20 protein-coding genes, 1 tRNA gene and 1 pseudogene are annotated in these 22,631 nt (G+C 56.8%); 11 read left to right on the top strand and 11 right to left on the bottom strand.

Features of this window, described 5'->3' with window-relative positions:
- Positions 1-23: 23 nt before the first annotated feature.
- From ACR0AA_RS03165 to ACR0AA_RS03140, 6 genes are read right to left on the bottom strand one after another with little or no spacing between them, the layout of a single operon-like run.
- Complete coding sequence (locus ACR0AA_RS03165; protein WP_480755433.1) at positions 24-821, bottom strand: MBL fold metallo-hydrolase; 798 nt, start codon at positions 819-821, stop codon at positions 24-26.
- Positions 818-1,624, bottom strand: a complete 807-nt coding sequence (locus ACR0AA_RS03160; protein WP_480755432.1) for a TatD family hydrolase — start codon at positions 1,622-1,624, stop codon at positions 818-820. Before ACR0AA_RS03160 ends, ACR0AA_RS03165 begins: the two co-directional genes overlap by 4 nt.
- Entirely contained in the window at positions 1,621-2,742 is a 1,122-nt protein-coding gene (locus ACR0AA_RS03155; protein WP_480662784.1) for a DNA polymerase III subunit delta', read from the bottom strand. The genes ACR0AA_RS03160 and ACR0AA_RS03155 overlap by 4 nt, the downstream gene beginning before the upstream one ends.
- Before the next feature lie 7 nt (positions 2,743-2,749).
- A complete protein-coding gene (tmk, locus tag ACR0AA_RS03150; protein ID WP_480755431.1) occupies positions 2,750-3,376 on the bottom strand; it encodes a dTMP kinase in 627 nt (208 codons plus the stop codon).
- On the bottom strand, positions 3,373-4,539 hold the full coding sequence (locus tag ACR0AA_RS03145) for a D-alanyl-D-alanine carboxypeptidase family protein (protein ID WP_480662788.1): 1,167 nt from the start codon (positions 4,537-4,539) through the stop codon (positions 3,373-3,375). The genes tmk and ACR0AA_RS03145 overlap by 4 nt, the downstream gene beginning before the upstream one ends.
- Before the next feature lie 16 nt (positions 4,540-4,555).
- On the bottom strand, positions 4,556-5,743 hold the full coding sequence (locus ACR0AA_RS03140; RefSeq protein WP_480755430.1) for an SPOR domain-containing protein: 1,188 nt from the start codon (positions 5,741-5,743) through the stop codon (positions 4,556-4,558).
- Positions 5,744-5,945: 202 nt separating this feature from the next.
- Here ACR0AA_RS03140 and ACR0AA_RS03135 point away from each other — a divergent pair.
- A tRNA-Ser gene (locus ACR0AA_RS03135) sits at positions 5,946-6,035 on the top strand.
- Between the two features lie 376 nt (positions 6,036-6,411).
- Here the strand turns inward: ACR0AA_RS03135 and ACR0AA_RS03130 are convergent.
- The gene (locus ACR0AA_RS03130) at positions 6,412-7,722 is read right to left on the bottom strand and encodes a recombinase family protein (protein WP_480755429.1); all 1,311 of its coding nucleotides are present in this window, start codon (positions 7,720-7,722) and stop codon (positions 6,412-6,414) included.
- A gap of 6 nt (positions 7,723-7,728) precedes the next feature.
- Between ACR0AA_RS03130 and ACR0AA_RS03125 the strand changes: the two are divergent.
- Positions 7,729-8,436 (top strand): annotated as a pseudogene (locus ACR0AA_RS03125) (IS6 family transposase).
- 213 nt (positions 8,437-8,649) lie between these two features.
- Here the strand turns inward: ACR0AA_RS03125 and ACR0AA_RS03120 are convergent.
- Positions 8,650-11,712, bottom strand: a complete 3,063-nt coding sequence (locus ACR0AA_RS03120; RefSeq protein WP_480755428.1) for a DUF4132 domain-containing protein — start codon at positions 11,710-11,712, stop codon at positions 8,650-8,652.
- 82 nt (positions 11,713-11,794) lie between these two features.
- Positions 11,795-12,223, bottom strand: a complete 429-nt coding sequence (locus ACR0AA_RS03115) for a hypothetical protein (protein WP_480755427.1) — start codon at positions 12,221-12,223, stop codon at positions 11,795-11,797.
- 110 nt (positions 12,224-12,333) lie between these two features.
- Between ACR0AA_RS03115 and ACR0AA_RS03110 the strand changes: the two genes are divergently transcribed.
- On the top strand, positions 12,334-13,017 hold the full coding sequence (locus ACR0AA_RS03110) for an IS6 family transposase (RefSeq protein ID WP_480755426.1): 684 nt from the start codon (positions 12,334-12,336) through the stop codon (positions 13,015-13,017).
- A gap of 109 nt (positions 13,018-13,126) precedes the next feature.
- Here the strand turns inward: ACR0AA_RS03110 and ACR0AA_RS03105 are convergent, their stop codons facing one another.
- Together ACR0AA_RS03105 and ACR0AA_RS03100 are read right to left on the bottom strand one after the other, a co-directional pair.
- Positions 13,127-13,846 (bottom strand): glutathione S-transferase family protein, encoded by a 720-nt coding sequence (locus tag ACR0AA_RS03105; protein WP_480755425.1) that lies wholly within the window; start codon positions 13,844-13,846, stop codon positions 13,127-13,129.
- A complete protein-coding gene (locus tag ACR0AA_RS03100; RefSeq protein WP_480755424.1) occupies positions 13,833-14,441 on the bottom strand; it encodes an NAD(P)H-dependent oxidoreductase in 609 nt (202 codons plus the stop codon). Before ACR0AA_RS03100 ends, ACR0AA_RS03105 begins: the two co-directional genes overlap by 14 nt.
- A 130-nt stretch (positions 14,442-14,571) precedes the next feature.
- Here ACR0AA_RS03100 and ACR0AA_RS03095 point away from each other — a divergent pair, with 130 nt between their 5' ends.
- From ACR0AA_RS03095 to ACR0AA_RS03060, 8 genes are all read left to right on the top strand, one after another.
- Positions 14,572-14,946, top strand: coding sequence for a winged helix-turn-helix transcriptional regulator (locus ACR0AA_RS03095; RefSeq protein ID WP_170496888.1), 375 nt, complete (start codon positions 14,572-14,574; stop codon positions 14,944-14,946).
- Positions 14,947-14,966: 20 nt separating this feature from the next.
- A complete protein-coding gene (gloA2, locus tag ACR0AA_RS03090) occupies positions 14,967-15,374 on the top strand; it encodes an SMU1112c/YaeR family gloxylase I-like metalloprotein (protein WP_480662819.1) in 408 nt (135 codons plus the stop codon).
- A 43-nt stretch (positions 15,375-15,417) separates the two neighbouring features.
- The gene (locus ACR0AA_RS03085) at positions 15,418-16,242 is read left to right on the top strand and encodes a TauD/TfdA dioxygenase family protein (RefSeq protein WP_480755423.1); all 825 of its coding nucleotides are present in this window, start codon (positions 15,418-15,420) and stop codon (positions 16,240-16,242) included.
- 212 nt (positions 16,243-16,454) lie between these two features.
- Positions 16,455-17,456 carry a Gfo/Idh/MocA family protein gene (locus ACR0AA_RS03080; RefSeq protein WP_480662824.1) on the top strand — a complete coding sequence of 334 codons (1,002 nt, stop codon included), beginning with the start codon at positions 16,455-16,457 and terminating at the stop codon, positions 17,454-17,456.
- Entirely contained in the window at positions 17,456-19,027 is a 1,572-nt protein-coding gene (locus tag ACR0AA_RS03075; protein WP_480662826.1) for an acyl CoA:acetate/3-ketoacid CoA transferase, read from the top strand. Before ACR0AA_RS03080 ends, ACR0AA_RS03075 begins: the two co-directional genes overlap by 1 nt.
- Positions 19,024-19,791: an enoyl-CoA hydratase/isomerase family protein gene (locus tag ACR0AA_RS03070; RefSeq protein WP_480662828.1), complete on the top strand. Its 768-nt coding sequence runs from the start codon at positions 19,024-19,026 to the stop codon at positions 19,789-19,791. Before ACR0AA_RS03075 ends, ACR0AA_RS03070 begins: the two co-directional genes overlap by 4 nt.
- 4 nt (positions 19,792-19,795) lie before the next feature.
- Positions 19,796-21,319: an aldehyde dehydrogenase family protein gene (locus ACR0AA_RS03065; protein ID WP_480755422.1), complete on the top strand. Its 1,524-nt coding sequence runs from the start codon at positions 19,796-19,798 to the stop codon at positions 21,317-21,319.
- 56 nt (positions 21,320-21,375) lie between these two features.
- Entirely contained in the window at positions 21,376-22,626 is a 1,251-nt protein-coding gene (locus ACR0AA_RS03060; RefSeq protein WP_480662832.1) for an ABC transporter substrate-binding protein, read from the top strand.
- The last annotated feature ends 5 nt before the right edge of the window (positions 22,627-22,631 follow it).

Genomic DNA, 22,631 nt, shown 5'->3' with positions numbered 1-22,631 from the left:
AGTTAAGTCGGTTGAACGAGGTCTCATAGCGCCTGATGGATCACCATTCCGTCATAGGCCGGGGTAATGTGGTCTGCGGTCTCCGCATCGACCGTGGCATAGTCCAGATCGATATGCATGTTAGTCAGGACTGCGCGTTTTGGTTCCAACCGTTCGATCCAGCCCAATGTCTTTTCCAGATGGGCATGAGTTGGGTGCGGCGACCGACGGAGGGCGTCGATCACAAGGCAATCCAGCCCTTCCATCATCGCCCAGGCATCGTCGTAGATCTCAGCGACGTCAGGCAGGTAAGCTAGTTTGCCCATGCGGAAGCCTAGCGAGTCGATTGACCCGTGGTTGACTTTGAATGGATGGAAGGGGATGGGGCCGCCGGCGCCGTCGACTTCGAATGGACCGTCAATGGTTTTGAGGTCGAGGATCGGCGGGTAGGGCGAGCTTTCCGGCTGAACAAAGGCATACCCGAACCGGCCAAGCAGGTCATTTTGCGTATCACCATCTGCCCAGACCGGCACCCGTTCACGCATGTTGAACACGATCATGCGCAGGTCGTCGATCCCGTGCACGTGGTCCGCGTGCGAGTGGGTATAGATCACCCCATCCAAACGCCCGGTCCCAGTGTCGAGCAACTGGCTGCGCATGTCCGGTGTGGTGTCTATCAAAACCGACGTAGTCCCGTCAGGGCCGTCGCGTTCCACCAGCATCGAACATCGGCGGCGGATATTCTTGGGATTCTTCGGGTCGCACTCACCCCAGTGCCCGCCCAGCCGGGGCACACCGCCGGAAGATCCGCAGCCAAGGATTGTGCAGCGCAATTCGGTCATGCAGCCGCCTTGTAAGTCGCGGCTTTGGTGAACAGCCGGTCGAAATTGGCCTGCGTCTGTGCGGCGAAATCAGTGTAATCCATTCGGAACACTTCGGCCCCTTTACGCGCCGTGTGTGCGGTATAAGCGGGCTCGTTGCGTTTGCCGCGATAAGGCGGTGGGGCCAAGTATGGCGCGTCTGTTTCCACAAGGATACGGTCGACCGTCGCGGCAGCGAATATGTCGCGCAGTTCCTGGCTCTTGGGGAAAGCGGTGATACCGGACATGGAAAGGTAGAACCCTAGGTCCAAAGCGGCTTTCGCCAGTTCGGCAGAAGACGAAAAGCAGTGCATGACGCATGAATAGGGCGCGTTTCGGTGTTCTTCGGCCAGAATGCGGGCCATGTCGTCGTCGGCTGCGCGGGCGTGGATGATCAGCGGTAAGCCAGTGCGCTGAGCAGCTTCGATATGGACCCGCAGCGACTGCTTCTGCACTTCTGCGCTGTCGGCTGTGTAGTGGTAATCCAGTCCGGTTTCGCCAATGCCTACAAATTTCGGATGTTGAGACAGAGTGACCAGTTCATCTGCACTCGCCATAGGCTCGTCAGCTGCGCTCATGGGGTGTGTTCCGGCTGCGTAGAACACCGGTGCATGTGCCTCGGCAATGGCGCGAACGGAGGGTTCGTTCCGCAGGCGCGTGCAGATTGTCACCATGCGGGTCACGCCAGCTTCGGCGGCATTGGCGATGATCTGGTCCAGCTGACCTTCGAAATCGGGGAAGTCCAGATGGCAATGGCTGTCGGTGATTTCGGGGGTATTGCTCATCTGCTCTGACCGGCGGTTTCCTGTATCTTGAATACCGTATCTAGGACCAGAGCCGCAGGGTCAAGGTTCACCGCCTGCCCGTGACGCGCCCGAGCTGTGATCACCGCTGCGACCTCGGCCCATTTGCGGGCCTGGTGTGGTGTTGCCGACAGGCGGGTCAGTGTTTCGGCCTCGTTTGGGGCGGCTTCGGGCATCGGGGCGCTACCGGTTGCGCCGGTCAGAGCCAACCGAGACAGGGCGACATCAATCAGCGTCAACAACAGCTCAAACCGCTCGGCCGCGCCGCGTTGAGCAGCGGCCTCGGCCAATGCCAAAGCGCGCTGGCGATCCATGCGGGGCAGGGTGCCCAGAATCGCGATCAGTTCGGCGTAAATCTCCAACCCGCCCAGAGTGATCAGGCGCACCGCATCGCCCACGGAACCGGCCGCCAGTGCGGCCAGATGTTCGGCATGTGCGGGCAGCTCTGCGCCAGTCTGCATCAGCGCCGCCTGCAAATCCTCGGGTCCCAGCGGCGACAGGCGCAACGTGCGGCAGCGCGACCGGATCGTCGGCAGCAGGCGCGAGGGCTGGTGCGAGATCAGCAGCAGTGTAGTACGCGCGGGCGGCTCTTCGAGCATTTTCAGCAGGGCGTTGGCAGCGCTGACATTCATCTCATCCGCCGCGTCCACGATGACCACCCGGCGGCCTCCGTCGGCCGAGGACAGGCCGAAGAATTTGCCCAGTTTGCGGATATCGTCCACGACGATGTCGTTCCGCAGCCGCCCCTGATCGTTCAGAGACCGGGTAATCGCGGCCAGACCGGGCTCGGCCCCAGCCAGAATGCGGTGGGCGACGGGGTGGTCTGGATTGACCTCAAGGCTGTCGGGCGGCGGCGGGGCGCCGAACAACCCGTCGTGCTCAATTGGCGGTGTCGCCAGAAGGAACCGGGCGATCCGCCAGGCGAGTGTGGCCTTACCCACGCCGCGCGGACCAGTGATCAACCAGCCATGGTGCAGACGTTCCGAAGTGTAGGCACTCAGAAATGCGTGTTCCGCCGAGTCCTGCCCAAACAGGCGCTGGGTTTCGCGCGGGTGCGGGGCACCAGGTGCCTGATCCGGGGTTGGGGTGTCGTCGCTCATCTATCGTCTATCGCAAAGCTTGCAGAACGATATCTGTCACATCCTGTGCAACGCTGTCTATGTCCCGGTTGCCGTCGATCACGCGGAAACGGTCGGAAAATTCGTCCGCAAGCGCCAGAAACCCTGCACGCATCTGCTGTTGCAGATCGAGGCCAAAGTCTTCGAATCTTTCCTCGGTTCCCTGACGCCCCTTGGCGCGGGACAGCCCGGTTTCGGGGTCCATGTCGATCAATACGGTCAGATCGGGTTCACGCCCGATCATCAGGCTGTGCAACTGGTCGACCAACCCTCGAAGATCGCCGCGCGACAGGCCCTGATACATTCGCGTACTGTCTGCAAACCGATCGCAAATCACCACTTTGCCCTCGGCCAGAGCGGGCAGGATCGTGCGTTCCAGATGGTCCCGGCGCGCAGCGGTGAACAACAGGATTTCAGTTTCCGCAGACCAGCGATCCGGGTCACCTTCCAGAACGAGGCTACGGATTTCTTCCGCGCCTGCGGAACCTCCGGGTTCGCGCGTTAGAACGACATCATGACCGAGGTCGCGCAAATGTTCGGATAGCATTCGCGCTTGCGATGACTTTCCAGACCCGTCAATGCCTTCGAAGGTCAGAAACAACCCGGCCTTCGTCACATTGCCCCCAGCGGATTACCGATCACGTCATTCACAACAATACCGCCCACGGTTTTCATGCGTACAACAAATCCGCCGACCGGAACTTCCTTGACCGCGACCAAGGGGCGACGGATTTCCGGCAGCCCTTCAGGCTTGATAACCAGTTCAGCCAATTTCTGACCCTTTTCCACCGGAGCGTTGATGGGGCCGTCATAGACAACCTCGGCCTCGATATTCTTGTCATTCAGAACAGGAAACAGCAGGGTCAGGTCGCCTTCGGGCACCAGACCAACGGTTTTTTCGGCACCCATCCAGATCTGAGCTTCGGCTATCGGCGAGTCGGCGTCGGCAACTGTCCTCTCGACAAAATTGCGAAACGACCAGTTAACCACGGCCTCAGCCTCCTCTGCGCGGCGTGCGGTGCTGTCGAGACCTGAAAGAACAAAAACAACGCGGCGGTCGCCTTGCTTTGCTGATCCGACAAGGCCGTAGCCCGCCTCTTGCGTGTGACCGGTTTTCAATCCGTCCGCCCCTATACCCAGCTTCAACAGAGGGTTGCGGTTGCGTTTGTTTGAAGGCGCACGGCCATCGAACTCAAACTCTTCTTCCGCGAACAGCGGGTAGTACTCGGGGAAATCCGAGATCAAACGGTCCGCCAGAATGGCCAGATCGTGAACGGACATCATATGGCCGGCGGCCGGCCAGCCGTTTGAATTGGCGAAGTTTGAGTTATCCATTCCCAACTGTTTGGCCCGTTGCGTCATGTAGCGGGCAAACCCGGCCTCAGTTCCATCGGGGCTGAGCGCCTCGGCGATCACCACGCAGGCATCGTTGCCGGACAGAACGATGATGCCGCGCAACAGGTCTTCGACCCGAACCCGGTCCTGCGTATTCAGGAACATGGTCGAGCCGCCATAGCTCATGGCGTGTTCCGAAACAGGCAGGGTTTCATCCAGTGTCAGACGCCCATCGCGCAGCGCTTCGAACGCTACGTAGAGCGTCATCAGCTTTGACATCGACGCAGGCGGCAAAGGCTGATCCGCTTCCTTGGACAGCAGCACTGTTCCGGTTGTCTGATCCATCACGTAGGCCGCGCGAGCCGTCGTGTCGAAAGCATGGACGGGCAGGGCGAACAGCGCCAGCCCAAGGGTCAAAACAGATGATCGCAGTGAGGACAGCACAGGAGCCTCCTTTGTTTCAGTTTTTGACGGTGAACGCATCGGAAAAGCCCAGATCCTTGACATCGCTTTGGATTGCGTTGCGTTCCGAGCGGGTCGAGGCCGGGCCGACCACAACTCTCCAGACGGACTTACCATCTGACTTCAGTTCGCGCACCTCGGCAGGCAACCCGTTGCGGCGTATCTTGGCGGCGGCGCTGTCGGCATTGGCCTCGACCCCGAACGTGCCCACCTGGACGAATGGTTTCGACAGCGATGATCTCGATGCGGTCGCGGTTGCCGCAGTGCTGGCCACGGGGGTAGGTTCGGACGCTTCGATCGCTGCTGCGGCGCCTGCAATCGGGTCAAGCGGGGTTTCAGTAATTTCATCCGCTTTTTTCTTTTGCCACCATTTCCGCTTGGCTGGCTTTTCAACTGGTGCCGTAACTTCGGGGTCGACCAGGACCGGGGTCGCTGCGGCTTCGGCAACGGTTTCGGTGGCCTCGGTTGCCGCTTCCGCAGTTGCGTCTGCCGCGGCATCCGTCGCGACAACGACGGCAGTCGCAGCGCCTGCAGCGGCAGCTGGTTTCTTTTTCTGCCACCATTTCCGTTTGGTAGGCTTTTCGGTCTCGGTTGCCTCAGTTTCGGCGGCGTCAGCTTGTGGTTGATCCGCATCTGCAGAAGCTGTTTCCGTTTCGACCACCTTTTCGGGTGCTGCTTCAGCTATCTGTTCTTCTTCGACCGGTTCTGGCTCGGGTTCTTTGCGGCGCAGGGCGACGACTTCAACTTTGGTCGGTGCGCCCGCCAGAATGCCCAACTTTTCCGCCGCCGCTGATGAAAGCTGCAATGCCGGACCCGGCAGGTTTCTTTCGCGGCGGAACAGGGCGCCGGTTACGGATTTGTTGTTCTTCGCGTTTTTGATGCGGACACGCTCGGGTTGGGTCACATCGGGATGAGCCACCCAGATGCCACCCAAAGATGGGCGGCCGTCCCACAATCCGGCTTCGGTCACCTGAAACACATCGGGTGCCTCGACATCGTCCTTCGGGTTACCGGCCAGTTCGGGAAAAAGCTCGACAGGGCCGTCAGAGTCGGTTTCGGAACTTTGGGCATCCGCTGAAACATTGTCTGGGGAAAGTGCCTCATCGCAACCAGCCAAACCTACGGAAACCATCGCCAGAACCGCCAACGCTCGCGGATTTGCGCGTTTCTCTGTCGCTCGCTTCATTTTGTCATCCCTTGCCTGAATGGGTCCCGTTTCCCGAGACCCGCCGCCGATTGCTGGTTCTGTATTGCCAGCCTGCTCCGGTCTTTCCTGCGGATCATAACGCGGCCAATGTGTCATGGAAAGACCGCAGCATGGGCTTCGGCAAGAATTCCCTATTTGGGCTTGCCACCGGTTCGCGTTGGCCTTAGACCCGGCCTCACGCGGGGAGGTGGCAGAGTGGTCGAATGCGGCGGTCTTGAAAACCGTTGGGCGTGAGAGCGTCCCCAGGGTTCGAATCCCTGTCTCCCCGCCACTCATACCCGTCTCATTTCAGTTGTGTTTTCTGACCCGGAATTGTGCCGCAATTCCCGCGCGTTGGCGCATGCGCTTTCAATCAGAGACGGAGCAGACCGTACATTCAGAGCATAATTCAGGCCCCAGTCTCAGTGCCGCATTTTAGCGGGGTCGCTTTGGGCTGGATTTCCCTGATACCCGGCTATTTACAGGGAATTTTCGCAAACCGGGACTGATTTCCGTCATTTCTTCTATCAGAACCGTATGTTTTTTTAGGGGGTTATGCTGCAAATTCCCTAAATCGTGGAACAGGGAATTTTCTCGCACGAACAGGGAATTGTTCCGCCGGATCAGGGAGGGCGAACCCTGCATCAGGGACGCAGGATCTGAAGCTATCAAAAGCCGAACTGGCGTTCCTGTTCGGACCAATCAAGTGGATGGGTAACGCTGACTAGTCGCTTGAGTGTGAGTTCGGGCGGCTGGGTGCCGTCGAGAATCGCGGCTTGAATCTTTGGTGAGAGAAAGGCGAGCTGGGCGCGGGTGCGGATGAAGGCGCCGGGGAGGTTTTCCCGCCGCGCAATTTCCATCAGTTGAACCCCGGCTTTCAGATCTCGGGCCCAGCCACGGGTGCGGATCAGCATGGACCGGAGGTGGCGATCAGGTTGGGGTGCCATATCTCCGGCGATGACCTTGGCCTCGACGCCGCGGCGGCGCAGATCGAAGGATGCGGTGATGTGGGTGAGATCCGGGTGCAGATGATCGGCCGCGATGCTAAGTGCGCTTGCCAGAGTTTTGGGGTTCAATTCGAGGTCAAAGTGTCCTCGTGCAATTTTGCCTTTGGCCAGAATATCAACGCCGACCTGACCGCCTTGGCGTTGAAGCCGGGTTACTAAATCCGCAACTGAAGTCTGAACCACCTCCGTTGATCCGGCCTCCGGCTGCGCCATTACCTGATGCGCCGTGGCGGCGCCTTGCAGATGTCTAACGATGACATCAATGACTGCGTGCTCCAGCGCCGGGCCGGGCAGTCGCCAGCCGGAGATATCCTTGCCGCCCGAGATCAGTCGATTTGAGATATAGTAGCGCAACCGACGGCCTTTGCGCGTGGTATGGGTTGGCGTCAACCGATCACCTGTCTCGTCCTGCAGCAGACCGGTGAGCCAGGCGCCGGGGTCATTGGAGTGTTGGCGCGTATCGGAGCCGCCGCGTGCCCGGGAACGATTAGAGGCCTGCCGCATTTTCTCCTGTACCCGGTCCCAGATGTCCTGGTCGATGATCGCCGGATGTTGTCCGTCCCAGATCTTGTCCTTGTGGCGGATTTTTCCGAGATAAACCGGGTTGCGCAACAGGTAATAGATTTGACCCCGTGACAGCGGACAATCCCCTTTCACGCTGCCATCTGTCCGAACAACCCGTTTTGACCGCAGCCCGTCAGCCGTTGCCCGCTCTTCTACTTTGCGCAGGCAACCCAGCTCATCATAAAGATCAAAGAGATGTCGAACCGTTCGGGCCTCATCTTCCTTCACCACCAACGTTCTTGCTTTGGAATCGGGGTGGCGATCATAGCCCAAAGGCAGGTTACCACCCATCCAAAGTCCCTTTTTCTTCGACGCAGCAATCTTGTCGCGAATACGTTCGGCGGTGACTTCCCGTTCGGTCTTGTCAGAAGAACTTTGCTTGAGCGGGGCAGGGCGGTTGCATAGCATTTAGGAATGACCAAACCTGCCTCCTTCAAATACTTCAAAACCAGCCCCGAAATCATCCGCCTGGCGGTGATGCTGTACATCCGATTTCCACTCTCGCTTCGGAATGTCGAAGATCTCCTGCATGAACGTGGGATCGATGTAAGCCATGAGACGGTCCGCTATTGGTGGAATAGGTTCGGCCCGATGTTCGCCGCTGAGATCAGACGGAAGCGTGTGCAGCAACTCCGAACCTTTTCAAAATGGAAGTGATACGTGGACGAGGTCTTTGTGAAAGTGAATGGCAAACGGCATTATCTTTGGCGCGCTGTGGATGACGAAGGCGAGGTGCTGGAAGCAGTTGTAACGAAGCGCCGTAACAAAGCTGCAGCACTGAAATTTCTCAAGAAATTGATGAAGCGGCACGGCTGCGCCGAAGAGATCGTCACAGATCGCTTCGCTTCCTACAAGGCTGCCCTTAGAGATTTGGGTGCTCTCGAAAAACAACAGACGGGCAGGTGGCTAAACAACCGCGTCGAGAATTCGCACCTGCCGTTTCGACGACGCGAACGCGCGATGCAGCGTTTCAGGCGTATGCGAAGTCTACAGAAATTCGCCTCCGTCCATTCCTCCGTGTACAACCACTTCAACCAGGAAAGATCGCTAGCCAGCCGAGACTCCTTCAAGCAGACACGCACCGCCGCTCTTAGCGAGTGGCGTCAACTTTGTTCCGGATAGGTTCGCGGTTTTCGCGGCAAACTGAGACTGGTTCGATTTCGTCTGACAGCACCCATAGCCGACCCCAAGCACTTCCATTGATATGTGCGGTCGCAGCCCGCTTTTGGACCTTCGCAGCGACTGCAGTACTTTGAGACTGGCGAACTCGAACATCGCGGACAAATTTGTTGATCTTCTGCCAATCCCAATGCGTAACTACAGGCGTCCCAAACGCTAAATCTGGTTCAAAATAACCGGATCGGTGATCTTGTCGTCGTCGACCAACAGGAATGCCTTGCTTAGAACTGTCGAGAGCGTCGCATCCCCTTCGAACGGCAGTGCAACTTTTTTCGGCTTTGCATCCGGTACGATGCAGACGTGCTTTCGACTGGCTTCCAGAAGAACGGCCGCAGAACCCAAGTGAATCAGATATGCTTGCCGTTTTCCTTGCACCCTCAGGTGCATATCGTCCAGGCTGAAACACTTTGCCTTTTTCAAACGCGGAAGCAGAACACGTAACATATCTCGACGCGTTCTGGCAGAACCTTCCAGCGGTCGCGTATGGCTGGAAGCCCAATATGTGTCGGCTTCCAGGCGCCATTTGCTCGGATGTTGGGCATCTCTTCCGCGATCCTCCCATTCAGGGTCCAAACTGATCGAAGACACAGATGTGAACAAATCACAGTGGCGAAGTATCTCGGAAAACGCTCTCGGGTGGACCTCTTCCAGCGGCAGTTCGTCTCCTCGCCCAAACCGAGCTTTAGCGTCCAACTTGTGGAACTTCACCCGATCCGTGGTGATAAACAGATACGAACCGGAATCCGTCACTGGGCTGCCGGCGGCCAACGCCGAGGTCCAATATTCCGCCTGCAAACCAAAGCCCGGAATACGTATATGGGTGGGATCATCATCGGGGCTATCAAAGCCGGTTCTGTGCGTGCTCTGCCACCCGTTCGCAACACCAAGAGCCATCATCTGGTGCTGGCGAAGCACATGGCCTGCAAATCGGTTCGAGTAGGTGGACGTAACCTGCTCGGCGTCGGTCAGATCGAAGGTTTCCCGCCATGCTTGCCGGAATGGCTGATGTATCTCCAGATCCATCAGAGCGTTTCGCCACGCTGTGACCGTGGCAGCATCACTTTCGAGCGGATGCCACAAACTGACCTTTCCATCCGCGCAGTCCACCAGCTGCCCCGCTGAATCAACGCACCCTTCCGCTACGGGCAGCACTGCAACGGTTTGACCATCGCGTTCAATGTTCCAGACCAACAGACGTGCAAGCAAAGACAATGTGCCGTGATCGGCATATCTTGCGCGCCAGATTTCATAGTCCCAGGCGACATCCTGAAGAAAATAGCCCTCGATACGATCTTTCCATGTCGCCAGATCGCTTTGTATTTCCTTCACCAGCGCCCGAACCTGTTTGACACCGGCCGGATCTGCCTCTTTCAGACCTTTGGGCAAAGTCTTTCTCTCTTTGCCGGAACCGTCCTCCCAGCCGAGGACGATTTTTCTTGAAACTACGTTCAGGATCGCAGCTCCTTCGGCCAAAGGGATTCGGCGCTTGCCATCAGCCAGTTCATGGTCGGTCGTCGACAACTCCTCCAGATCACGGCGGGACATACCGGCAAGCGCGGCCGCGTCTTCAAGGTACTTAGTGATACGCTTTTTGACGCCCGAATAGGTAATCTTTCGTTGTAGGCGCATCAGATAAGGTGCACCTGCACCGCCTTCCAAAAGAGACAGTGAAATTGAAGCTGCATTCCCAAGCTTTTCGCGCCGGATTCCAACTCCGGGTATCTTCTCATAGGACCTCAGCGCGAAGTCGTACAAGATCGGAGCGACGTCGGGTCCAGCAAGGTGCGCCGCCCACAACATGATCTGCATCTGCCGTTCATTGGCAGCCCATTGGGCAGACTTGTCAAAATCGAGGTAGTCTTCAAGCGGAAGCTGATCCATCCGTCCCGGCGCGTCATAGGTTTGAATATTGCCAAGAATTTGCTGCAAGAGGCCTGGGTCAAGCAGGTCTCTTGCACGTTTCAGCCACGCCTTTGTAGGTTTTGCCATATTTTGATCAGGCAACAGATTGAACAAGACCCGTGCCAAATCATCCTTGGGCATCAAGCTTTCGATCTTGTTGCGCACTTCAACTATGTCGCGAAACTTCCGCGCTTCGATATCCAAGATCAGTTTGATCTTTGGTCGACCTGACGTGTCAAATACCTCTTTGCGATTTTGAGGCACACGCATGTTCCAATAGATGTTTCGGGTGGATGGTTCCTCGCCTTTCGGAAATCCGGCGGCAATGTCCGTGAAGGAACGAGACTGAAAACGGCCATCTTTCAGCAAGTTCAGGTTATTTCCAACCCGTTCGATCAAAGCGTCAATCTTCTCGAGGTGGCTTTCAACATTGCTCCCAATACGAGCCGCTTCGGTGACTGCGTCCAGATAGCGATTAACCTCGCGATAGTAAGGGAATATCTGATGATCCAACTTGCCCCAAAAACCATCAGAGTCCGCAGGCACGGTAATCCACATACCTGGAAGCCGCTTTAGGGCAAACAGCAGATCGTCCAATGTTCGCGCCATGTTTTGCTCGGCTTTAGTGCCGGTATAGCTGCGCTGACCCTGAGCAGCCTCAATCGGGCAAAGTTTATTGAGCAAAGGCCAAAGAAGCGATTTATTCGATGCCAGAGTCCGGATACGCCCTGCCAATTCCTCATCAGGTGACTGGATCGCTGTGGCCAGCGAATTCAAAAGCGGCTTGGGACTGCTGCCCAACTGAAAATCCCACTGGGATTTCCGGTAAACAATTGATCTATTCAGCGCTTCCTTGGCCTGCGTTTCAGTAAAGCGCGTGTTTTTGCGCTTCATTTCTCCGGTGTTCCAAGACCGCGGAATTCGAATGTCCTGAAAACGCACCGCATCCGGATGACATTCACACAAAACGGCAGCGGAGAACCCGGGGTGTTGTTTCAGCGCATTGAGCCTGATGATCTCTAAAACCAACTCACCGCGTTGTTCAGCATTGTACGCGGCAATCTCCGCGTCCCAATCAAGCGAGAATTGATACCCCGTGTCCTCGCCGTTCTGCAGCCGGTCAATTACTGGACGCATCAAGGGGCCAAACAACGGCATGATTTCTGACTGAAGTGTCAGATAATCTGAAATCATTTGGTTTTGCGCTTCAATGGCCGGGTTCTTTTGCGGGTCCCGTCCGGCTAATACCTCGAGTTCTTCGATCTGGTTCTTTTGGTAGTCTCTCAGGCCGTGTTCCGGCGATTTCAGGTTGTCCAAAAGCGATTCCAAAACGGTCTGAACATGTTTTGGCAAACCGCGAAATTCGATCTTTCTCAAATATTGAGCTTAACAACTGCTCTTATCCCCCTTTCATAGGAAATAGCTGCAGAAATACAGCTTCGTTTTCGCCAAGAACGTTCAGACGTTGATCCGCAATCTCGATTTGCTCGTCATTCCAAAAGAACAGAAACGCGCCGTCTGAAAATGCCTCTAGAGCATCCTGAACTGCTCCGTCACATGTGTCAGATAATTGAAAATCGCCAACACTCAACCAATGGACCAGATCTTGTCGCGTCTCAAAACCCGCCTGCTTTTTTCCCTGAGCTTTGGCCCATTCATCGCGAACCCGAGCGGCAATGACCTCAGATGCTGTCGCCGTTTCGGCGGCGATGCGAAGTGACGGGCCGTCTCGTCGCTGCCTGCCGTCGCCACGCCCCCAGACTTCATCAATGATTTGAACTGCATTTGACATGTGGAATCCGAAATCACTTAAAGTAGACTTTTTCAAGGCAGCAAAACCATAAGTTGCTAAGTCAGGGGGGGTGGTTGGGTAAACTGAAGGGTCTTGTCAGAGGAACTTTGCTTGAGCGGGGCAGGGTGGTCGCATAGCTTCTGGCAATGACCAAACCCGTCTCGTTCAAATACTTCAAAACCAGCCCTGAGATCATTCGCCTGGCGGTGATGCTTTACATCCGTTTTCCGCTTTCATTGCGGAATGTCGAAGACCTGCTGCACGAGCGTGGCTTCGATGTCAGCCACGAGACCGTCCGATATTGGTGGAATAGGTTCGGTCCGATGTTTGCCTCGGAAATTCGCAGAAAACGGGTCCAGCAATTGCGGGCATACTCAAGGTCGAAGTGGCATGTCGACGAAGTCTTCGTAAAGGTAAACGGTCGGCGGCACTACCTGTGGCGCGCCGTTGATCACGAAGGCGAGGTGCTTGAAGCCGTTGTCACCAAACGTCGAAACAAACAGGCAGCACTGAAATTTCTCAAGAAATTGATGCGGCGACACGGTGCTGCGGATGAAGTTGTCACCGATCGCTTCGCGTCATACCGAGCCGCGCTCAGAGATCTCGGTGCGACGGAAAAGCAGAAGACGGGCAGGTGGCTTAACAACCGGGTTGAGAACTCACACCTTCCTTTCCGACGACGCGAACGCGCGATGCAGCGATTCAGGCGTATGCAAAGTTTACAGAAATTCGCCGCCGTCCACTCCTCCGTCTACAACCACTTTAACCAGGAGCGATCTCTAACCAGCCGAGGCACCTTCAAGCTGACACGCGCCGCTGCTCTCGCCTAGTGGCGCGAACTTGGCGCGGCATGAAGGACAGCTCTACTGGCCTAGTTGAGACTAGTTCGAATTTGTCTGACAGCACCTCGACGCGAATGGGCATAGTATGTTCCACCGATCAGGTTCCTTTCACATCGCTGGAAAACCGTGCCGCGTTTTCCCTGGCAAAGACGCTGGCATCCGCGTCGGCATCCCAGAACTGCGGATTGGCCTTGGGGATAGCCAGCGCCCGCTGCACGGCGGGCCGGGCATCAATACGGTCGAACCAGACATTCAGATGTGGCAAGTCCGACACTTCCACCCGCGCCCAGACATAAGCGCGTGCCCACGGGTACAGCATCATGTCGGCGATGGTGTATTCGTCCGCGGCGATCCATTCACGCCCGTCCAGGCGCGTGTTCATCACCTCCATCAAGCGGCGGCTTTCGTCCACGTAGCGGCGGATTGAGAAGGGCTCTTCATGACCATTGGGCGCGGCGATGTGCTGGAAGTACATCGCCTGTCCCATCATTGGACCGATATGGCCGACCTGAAAGAACATCCACTGCATGACCTCGGACCGTTTGATCGGGTCCGATGGCAGGAATTTTCCGTATTTCTCGGCCAGATGCCACAGGATCGCACCGGATTCGAAGATCGCTCGCCCATTCGAGCGGTCTTCGATTGTTGGGATTTTTCCGTTTGGGTTCATCGCCAGATAATCCGGCGATTTTTGTTCCTGTTTGGAAAAGTTGATGTGAGTCAGGTCATAGGGGACACCTGCCTCTTCCAGAAAGATGACCGGTTTGTAACCGTTCATCGTGCCGGCGGTGTAGAGATGAATATCAGGCTGGGACATGTTCAACCTCTGAAAATGCTGTTTTGAGATGTAACTTAAATCGGACGAAATCAGTTTCGATATCCGGGTTCTTCATTACATCGAATGCTGCAAACGTCGGTAATGGCTTCAAGTTGAGGAACTTTGCAGTCAGGTGTATCGGGCGCAAAAGGTCATCAACGCTGTCACCGGCAAAGAACGGTTCGGTTACGTCGTCGAACGCCTCTTTTGGCGCGTTGAACGTCACCGAAAGCATATACGTCTTTTCGCTCAGCGCGCCTCCCATCCCATAATTGGCCTTTGGCGCATCTGCCGTCCGGCCGTCACCAGTACTTAGCCGTCCATCCATTCCAGCGGTGTAAACTTCATCCATGTATTTCTTGAAAACCCATGGAACTCCCATCCAGTTCACCGGAAACTGCATGATGACTGTGTCGGCCCAAACGTGCGCCTCGACCTCATCATTGGCGTCATAGCCATCGGCAACGGTGGTCACGCGCACTTCGTGGCCCAAAGCGGCCAACGTGTTATGCGCATGTTCGGTCAGGCCGGCGTTCAACTGTCCAGGGGCGAATTCGTAGGGCTGGGTGCCGTTCACGATCAGGATTTTGCTCATGTCCGTATCCTATATGTGCAATTTCAGAACCCTTGACACTGGGTGGGTTCACAGAGCATTTGATTGTGCAGGTATAGGAAATCAACCAGTATACATTTAGTAACCTAGTTTTCTGATCGAAAGGACGGAGATGCGAGCGCGGATTGACGAGGATGCGAAAGGGCGTCGACAGGTTTCCGAGGCCTGTCTGGAGCCGTGCGCAATCGAACGCGGTATGCGGATCATTGGCGGAAAATGGACCGGGTCAATCTTGTGGCACCTCAAGGATGGCCCTGTGCGCTTCAACGACCTGTCCCGTATGATCGGTGGGGCCAGCAAGAAGATGATCACCGAGCGGTTGCGTCAGCTTGAGGAGCAGGGCCTGGTGCGCCGGCAGGTTATGGATACGTCTCCTGTTTCCGTGCAATACTCGGTGACCGAGTTTGGTCAGACTGCTCTTTGTTTTCTTGATGAACTTCGAAAGTGGAGCGAAGAATTGCCTCAAGAGCTGGACCGAACCACTTGATTTAAAAAGGGACCGAGTCTTTGGGCAGTCTGAAATCAATCCATCATGCTGCAGTCATCTGTTCGGACTATGAACGGTCCAAGGCGTTTTATTCAGAAACGCTAGGATTGCAGATAATTGCGGAAAACTTCAGGGCAGAGCGGCAATCCTGGAAGCTGGATTTGGCGTTGCCTGATGGGTCTCAGATCGAGTTGTTTTCTTTTCCCAACCCGCCCAAACGCACGTCTCGCCCCGAAGCACGAGGTCTGCGGCATCTTGCGTTTGTTGTAGATGATATCGAGGCGCTGAAAGTCCGTCTGGAACAGAAGGGTGTTCCCGTCGAAGACATCCGTGTCGATGAATACACCGGACGTCGGTTTGCGTTTTTCAGAGATCCGGACGATCTTCCATTGGAATTGTATGAAGCCGCGCCGCTTGCGTTGAAGTGATATTCCTCGTTCTTTAGGCTGAGTAAAGCAGGGAGGAAGGCGCATGGAGATAAAACCTCTCACCGGTGGATTGGGCGCGGAAATCGTCGGGGCGGACATCCGGCGCGAAGATCAATTTGATGCGATAAATACGGCCTTTGCAGAGTATTCCGTAATCGTTCTGAGGGGCCAAAGCGTTAGCCCGCAAGAGCATCTGTCCTTTGCGCGAAGGTTCGGCCCGATCAACGTGAACCGCTTTTTCAAACCTGTCGACGGCTATCCCGAGATCGCCACGGTTTTGAAAGAAAAAGATCAGAAAGAAGCTGTGGGAGAGGGCTGGCACACCGACCACTCCTATGATCAGGAACCGGCCATGGGCTCAATTCTGCACGCCTTGGAAGTCCCGCCGCACGGCGGCGACACGCTGTTTGTGTCAATGGCTGCTGCCTACGAGGCTTTGTCGCCCACGATGCGTGGTTTTCTGGATGGTCTATGGGCGGTGCATTCCTCTCGCCATGTCTTTGGCGCCAGCATCATGGATTCAGAAGCCGCAAAAAGCGGTCGTTTGGGTAATGCAGAAGCCGCCACGCAAGACGCATTGCATCCCGTTGTCATCACGCATCCGCTGAGCGGCAGGCGTGGACTGTTCGTCAATCCTGTGTTCACCACGGAAATCAAGGGGTTGAGCGCAGATGAGTCTGCGGCCGTGCTTGGAATGCTCTATGATCATTGCAAGCAGCCAGAATTCCAATGCCGCCTCCGTTGGCAGGCAGGGGACGTCGCCATTTGGGATAACCGAGCAAGTTGGCACAAAGCGATAAACGACTATTACGGTTTTCGGCGCCTGATGCACCGGGTGACGGTTGAAGGGGTTGCTTTGAAACAGTGAGGCAAGTGGCACAAGGCTGCCCCCTTCGACTCAGTTTGGGCGCGACGACGCTGTGACACCCCTTCGATTCCCGGCGCCCTTTTGTAAAAGGGCGGCCGGTGTCAAATTTTCTGTTTATTTTCTAATACCTAGAATGCTTGCCGAATTTCCCCTTGCCACAATTGGAACGTTCCATTAATAGTTTTGGAACGTTCCAATTGTGGGGTAAGAGGATGAATTGGGCATTTGTCGGAGCGAGCACAATAGCTTCGCAATACATGTTGGACGCGGTGCGCCGGCAGGCAGGCAACAACGTGACCTGGGTCGTCAGTAATTCTCCGGATCGGGTTCAGACCTGGGCTAAGCAATACGGAATTCCCAACGCAACGACAGACTTGGACGCTGCGCTTTCTGACGAGAACGTTCAGGCTGTTTATGTTTCCTCGACCAATGAAAAGCACCACGGTCAGGCAATGGCAGCCATTTCGGCTGGTAAGCATGTTCTATGTGAAAAGCCGCTTGGGATGACGCAGGCGGAAGCTGTCGAAATGGTGCACGCAGCCGAAGCAGCTGGCGTGACTTTTGGTACAAATCACCACCTGCGATGCTCCGGCAGCCATCGTGCCATTCGCAACCTCATTGCAGACGGGCGCATCGGCGACGTTCTTTCGCTGCGTATACATCACGCGGTATATTTGCCGGGGAACCTACAGGGGTGGCGCATCAACTCAGCAGATGCTGGCGGCGGCGTTATCCCCGACATCGTCGTTCATGATGCGGATGTCACGCGGTTCCTGCTCAATGAGGACCCGATTTCTGTCGTCGCGCAAATGGCCAGCTCTGGGATGGGGCAGGGGGTCGAAGACTCGTGTATGTCCGTATGGACGATGCCATCGGGCGCAATGATCATGACGCACGAAAGCTTTACGCACCCCTTTGCCGGGTCGGGCCTTCAAGTGCATGGGACCAGGGGCTCGATTTTTGCGGAAGATGTCATGACGCAGCGCCCGGTTGGCGCAATAAAACTGGTGACTGAAGCCGGAAACGAAGAAATCCCGTTTTCGGATCATTCGCTCTATATTCAGGGCGTTTCCGAATTCGTCGCGGCAACAGCGGGTCAGGGCCGTCCAGCCGCGGATGGACCTGATGGAGTGAAATCGCTGTCCGTTGCGCTGAGCGTTCGTGAGGCCGCAGCGTCAGGTAAGCGAATCAACATAGACTATGGTGGCTTCTGATGACCAAGCTCGTTTCCGTTTCCGAGGCCGTTTCTCGCATTCCTGACAATGCGGTGGTAACCGTTTCATCGTCCTCGGCACTGGGGTGCCCTGACCTTGTGCTGAAGGCGATTGGAGAGCGGTTTCGCTCGGAGGGGCATCCGCGCAACATTACAACGCTGCACCCTATAGCCGCCGGGGATATGTATGGCGTGAAGGGCATGGATTATCTGGCGCAGGATGGGCTGCTCAGCCGCGTTCTTGCCGGATCGTACCCGTCGGGCCCTTCCAGCCTTGAGATGCCGGAAATCTGGAAAATGATCGTCGAGGATCGGGTCGCCGCATATAACGTGCCGTCGGGCATTCTGTTCGACATGCATCGCGAAGCCGCAGCGCATCGCCCCGGTGTTTTGACCCAAGTCGGTCTTGAGACCTTCGTTGATCCGGTGCGCGAGGGGTGCGCGATGAACGAACGCGGGTCAGTCGCGCCCATCGTCGCAAGAAAAGAGTTTGACGGTCAAACCTGGCTGCACTTCCCAAACATCAACCCGAATGTCTGCGTGTTGCGCGCGACCACGGCAGATGAATTCGGCAACCTGACTTACGAGCATGAAGGCGCATACCTTGGTGGACTGGAGCAAGCGATTTGCGTCCGCAACCACGGTGGGATCGTGATCGCTCAGGTTCAACGCGTAACCGCCGAGGGCAGCCTGCGCCCGCATGATGTGCGTGTGCCGGGGCATCTGGTCGATCTGATCGTTGAAGATCCAGAGCAGATGCAGACGACCGAAACGTCCTATGATCCCGCAATCTCTGGCCAGATCATGCGCCCTTGGGACAGCTTTTCCCTAGCCGAGCATGGTGTCGAAAAGGTCATCGCCCGCCGCGCCGCGCAAGAGCTTCGCACTGGCATGAGTGCCAATTTAGGCTTCGGCATCAGCGCCATGGTCCCGCGCGTCCTGTTGGAAGAGGGGCATCCTCAGGCTGTGACATGGGCGATCGAGCAGGGGGCCGTTGGTGGTGTTCCATTGACCGGTTTTGCCTTTGGATGTGTGTCCAACGCACATGCTTTCGTGCCGTCTCCGCAGCAATTTATCTACTTCCAGGGCGGAGGGTTCGACATGTCGTTCCTGTCCTTCCTAGAGGTTGATGTCGAAGGCAACGTGAACGTCTCCAAACTGGGAAAGAAGCCTTACCTGACGGCAGGGTGCGGCGGCTTTGTTGACATCACGGCGCGGGCCAAGAAGATCGTGTTCTCAGGCTGGTTCGAAGCTGGAGCCAAGATCGATCTGGCCGATAATGGTATCCGCGTGAATGCGCCCGGCAAGTTCACCAAGATGGTGGATCAGGTTGAACATGTCACATTCTCAGGCCGCCGAGCCCGCGAGACCGGACAGGATGTTCTGTATGTGACCGAGCGTTGCGTCATTCGCCTGACGGATCAGGGGCTGGTCGCGACGGAAATCATGCCCGGTATCGAGGCGCAGCGCGACATTGTCGAAGCATCGGGTGGTCGCGTCAAAGTCGCGGAAAGTGCGGTTCAGATGCCCAAATCTCTGTTCGCTTTAGGCCCGATGGGGATGACCCTGTGAGCAAGCTTGGGGTTCATATCGAGGGTCCGACAGCCGTACTTACATTGGACAACGTACCCAAGCTCAATGCTCTGACCGTAGACATGCTGGATGCGTTGGAGGCTCGCTTGCGAGAGGTCGAGCGTGACGCGTCCATTCGTGCGCTTGTTCTGACTGGCGCAGGAGAAAAAGCGTTCTGTTGCGGAGCCGATATTGGAGCATGGGGTGGTCTGAGCCCCGCCGAGTTTGCGCGTCACTGGGTCCGAGACGGACACAGAATCTTTGATCGGCTGGCACGGATCGGCAAACCGACTATCGCTGCGATCAACGGTCACGCCTTCGGCGGCGGTCTGGAGTTGGCCAGTTGCTGCGATCTGCGCCTGATAACCCCGCGTGCCACGCTGGCTTTACCTGAAGCTCGGGTTGGGATCGTGCCGGGCTGGTCGGGGACGCAGCGGTTGACCCGGCTGCTCCCCGAGGCTGCGGTCAAGGAGATGGCACTCTTCGGGCGCCGTATTGGTGCCGACCGAGCGCTGGCCCTAGGCTATGCGACCGAGGTGACTGACGATGTTCTGGCGCGCGCGATTGAGATCTCTGCAGACCTGAGTGGCCTCTCGCCCCGCGCCACCGAAATCTCAAAAAACATGATCCATGCAGCGGTTGGTGAAGACGCCCATGCCGCGGTCGAAGCCCTCGGCAGCGCAGCAATCGCCGCCGCGGCGGACCGCGAAGAAGGCGTCGCGGCGTTCATGGAAAAACGAAACCCCACATTTTCGGGCCTTTGAAGATATGAAAGACATCACAATCAACCCTGCCATCCCGTTCGAGCTGCCGCCTCTGTTTGAAGGTCGGCACCTCATAGATGGCACGTGGCAGGAAAGCGCTTCGGGCGAGACGTTCGAGCGCCGCTCACCCTCGCACGGCCATATCGTCAGCCGCTCGGCCACTGGGGGCGAGGTTGAGGCCGAGGCCGCGATTCAGGCGGCGCGCAAGGCGTTCGACAGCGGTGTCTGGAGCCGTGCATCGGGCAAGGAACGCGCAGCAGTCCTGCTGAAAGTCGCGGACCTGATTGAACAGAATGTCGACCGGATCGCCCTGATCGAAACGCTGGAAAGCGGCAAGCCGATCAGCCAATCCAAGGGCGAGGTTGGCGGTGCCGCGGATCTGTGGCGCTATGCGGCTTCATTGGCGCGCAGCACCCACGGCGACAGTCACAATACACTTGGCGCGGACATGATGGGTGTCGTTCTGAAGGAACCCATCGGTGTCGTCTCCATCATCACGCCATGGAACTTTCCGTTCTGGATCCTTAGCCAGAAACTGCCATTTGCACTGGCCGCAGGCTGCGCTGTCGTCGTGAAGCCGTCCGAGATGACGCCGTCGACGACCTTGATGCTGGGCGAGTTGCTGATTGAGGCCGGACTGCCCGCCGGTGTCTGCAATATCGTTCTGGGTTACGGCGTTCCCGTCGGAAGCGTGATGTCCAGCCACGACAGCGTGGATATGGTCAGCTTTACCGGCTCGACAGCCGTGGGTAAGACGATCAGCGCAGTTGCATCGGACACGCTCAAGAAAATAGCGCTGGAGCTTGGCGGCAAAAACCCGCAGGTCATCTTTCCCGATGCCGATCTGGATGCAGCGGCGGATGCCGTTGTTTTCGGCGTCTATTTCAATGTTGGGCAGTGCTGCAATTCAAGCAGTCGCATCATTGTGCACGAAGACATCGCCGACGATTTCCGTGAGCGTGTCGTTGCCTTGTCGCGCAAAGTCAAATTCGGCGATCCACTGGACCCGACGACGCAAGTCGGAGCAATCGTAACACCGGAGCACAACTCAAAAATCGACGCTTATGTTAAACAAGCGCAGGCGTCCGGCGCGACTATAGATCTGGGTGGTAAGCCGCTAGAGGTCGAAGGTTTGGGCGATCAGTTCTACCAGCCGACAGTGATTTCTGACGTGTCGCCAGAAATGCCCATTGCCCGCGATGAGGTTTTTGGACCGGTTCTGTCCGTTTTGACCTTCAAAACACTGGACGAAGCAATCGCGCTAACCAATGATAGCGGTTACGGTCTGTCGGCAGGGGTCTGGAGCGAAAACGTTCATACCTGCCTGGAATTCGCCCGACGCGCAGAAGCGGGCACGGTCTGGACCAACACCTGGATGGACGGGTTCCCCGAGGTCGCGTTTGGGGGCGTCAAGCAATCCGGGCAGGGGCGGGAAATCGGACGCTACGGGTTCGAGGAATTCTTCGAAGTGAAATCAGTAGTCATGCGCATCGGGAACAGCCGAGTGCCATGGGTTCCGAAAGATTAAATCCGGGCACCGGATTGGTCCCGAATAAGAATAACGCATTAAGGGAGGAAACAAGAATGCGTAAACTGCTGAAGACAAAAACGCTGTTTGTGGCCGGTCTGCTGTGCACGACCAGCCTTGCGCACGCTGAAGACGTGGAAGTTCTGCACTGGTGGACTTCAGGCGGTGAGGCCGCCGCGTTGAATGTTCTCAAGGACGACCTGTCCGGGCAAGGAATCGGCTGGACGGACATGCCCGTTGCGGGCGGTGGTGGCGAACAGGCGATGACAGTTCTGCGCGCACGCGTCACCGCTGGCAACGCTCCAACAGCCGTTCAGGCCCTGGGTTTTGACATTGTCGACTGGGCCAATCAGGGTGCGCTGGCTGATCTGAACGAAGTGGCCGCCAAGGAAGGTTGGGATGACGTCGTTCCAGATGCTCTGAAAGCCTTTGCTAAGCATGACGGTAAATGGGTTTCGGCACCAGTAAACGTGCACTCGACCAACTGGGTCTGGGCTAACAAGGCGGTGCTGGATGCCAACGGTATCGCACAGCCCACCAACTGGGACGAGTTCGTCGCAGCGGTTGAGGCGTTGAAAGCTGCCGGTGTCACTCCGATCGCGCATGGTGGTCAGGCCTGGCAGGATGCGACTATATTCGATGCGGTGGCGATGTCGACACTTGGGCCAGATGGCTACAAGGCAGCGTTCATTGACCTGGACGAGGAAACGCTTGGTGGCGACGCTATGAAAGAAGCGTTCGAACGCATGGCATTCATCCGCGACAACGTGGACGAGAATTTCTCAGGCCGCGATTGGAACCTGGCGACTGCAATGGTCATCAACGGTGAAGCCGGTTTCCAAATGATGGGTGACTGGGCCAAAGGTGAATTTTTGAATGCGGGCAAGGTGCCGGGTGAAGATTTCCTGTGTTTCCGCTTCCCCGGCACTCAGGATCAGGTCACCTTCAATGCTGACCAGTTCATGATGTTCGATCAGGGCGGTTCGGTATCGGCTGAACAGGCCGCGCTGGCCAGCGCGATCCTGTCGCCATCCTTCCAGATTGCCTTCAACAAGGTGAAGGGGTCTGTCCCCGCGCGTACCGATGTGGATGGAAGTGATCTGGATGCCTGTGGTCAGCAGGGCATGAAGGATCTGGCAGCTGCTGCTTCCTCGGGCAACCTGTTCGGTTCGATGGCCCATGGCCATGCCGCACCGGCATCTGTGAAGAACGCGGTCTATGACGTCGTCACAGCCCATTTCAACGGCGAATATGACAGCGAGACTGCTGTCGTTGAACTGGTCGACGCAGTTTCGATCGCCAAATGATCTTA

This window comes from Ruegeria sp. CE8, assembly GCF_056537465.1.
This window is presented reverse-complemented; position numbering and strand designations above follow the sequence as displayed.

Excerpts from the sequence above, each read along its gene's own strand:
- ACR0AA_RS03165 (WP_480755433.1), bottom strand. The coding sequence starts at position 821 with ATGACCGAATTGCGCTGCACAATCCTTGGCTGCGGATCTTCCGGCGGT.
- ACR0AA_RS03160 (WP_480755432.1), bottom strand. The coding sequence starts at position 1,624 with ATGAGCAATACCCCCGAAATCACCGACAGCCATTGCCATCTGGACTTC.
- ACR0AA_RS03155 (WP_480662784.1), bottom strand. The coding sequence starts at position 2,742 with ATGAGCGACGACACCCCAACCCCGGATCAGGCACCTGGTGCCCCGCAC.
- ACR0AA_RS03140 (WP_480755430.1), bottom strand. The coding sequence starts at position 5,743 with ATGAAGCGAGCGACAGAGAAACGCGCAAATCCGCGAGCGTTGGCGGTT.
- ACR0AA_RS03130 (WP_480755429.1), bottom strand. The coding sequence starts at position 7,722 with ATGCTATGCAACCGCCCTGCCCCGCTCAAGCAAAGTTCTTCTGACAAG.
- ACR0AA_RS03110 (WP_480755426.1), top strand. The coding sequence starts at position 12,334 with ATGACCAAACCCGTCTCGTTCAAATACTTCAAAACCAGCCCTGAGATC.
- ACR0AA_RS03105 (WP_480755425.1), bottom strand. The coding sequence starts at position 13,846 with ATGTCCCAGCCTGATATTCATCTCTACACCGCCGGCACGATGAACGGT.
- ACR0AA_RS03100 (WP_480755424.1), bottom strand. The coding sequence starts at position 14,441 with ATGAGCAAAATCCTGATCGTGAACGGCACCCAGCCCTACGAATTCGCC.
- ACR0AA_RS03095 (WP_170496888.1), top strand. The coding sequence starts at position 14,572 with ATGCGAGCGCGGATTGACGAGGATGCGAAAGGGCGTCGACAGGTTTCC.
- ACR0AA_RS03085 (WP_480755423.1), top strand. The coding sequence starts at position 15,418 with ATGGAGATAAAACCTCTCACCGGTGGATTGGGCGCGGAAATCGTCGGG.
- ACR0AA_RS03080 (WP_480662824.1), top strand. The coding sequence starts at position 16,455 with ATGAATTGGGCATTTGTCGGAGCGAGCACAATAGCTTCGCAATACATG.
- ACR0AA_RS03075 (WP_480662826.1), top strand. The coding sequence starts at position 17,456 with ATGACCAAGCTCGTTTCCGTTTCCGAGGCCGTTTCTCGCATTCCTGAC.
- ACR0AA_RS03065 (WP_480755422.1), top strand. The coding sequence starts at position 19,796 with ATGAAAGACATCACAATCAACCCTGCCATCCCGTTCGAGCTGCCGCCT.
- ACR0AA_RS03060 (WP_480662832.1), top strand. The coding sequence starts at position 21,376 with ATGCGTAAACTGCTGAAGACAAAAACGCTGTTTGTGGCCGGTCTGCTG.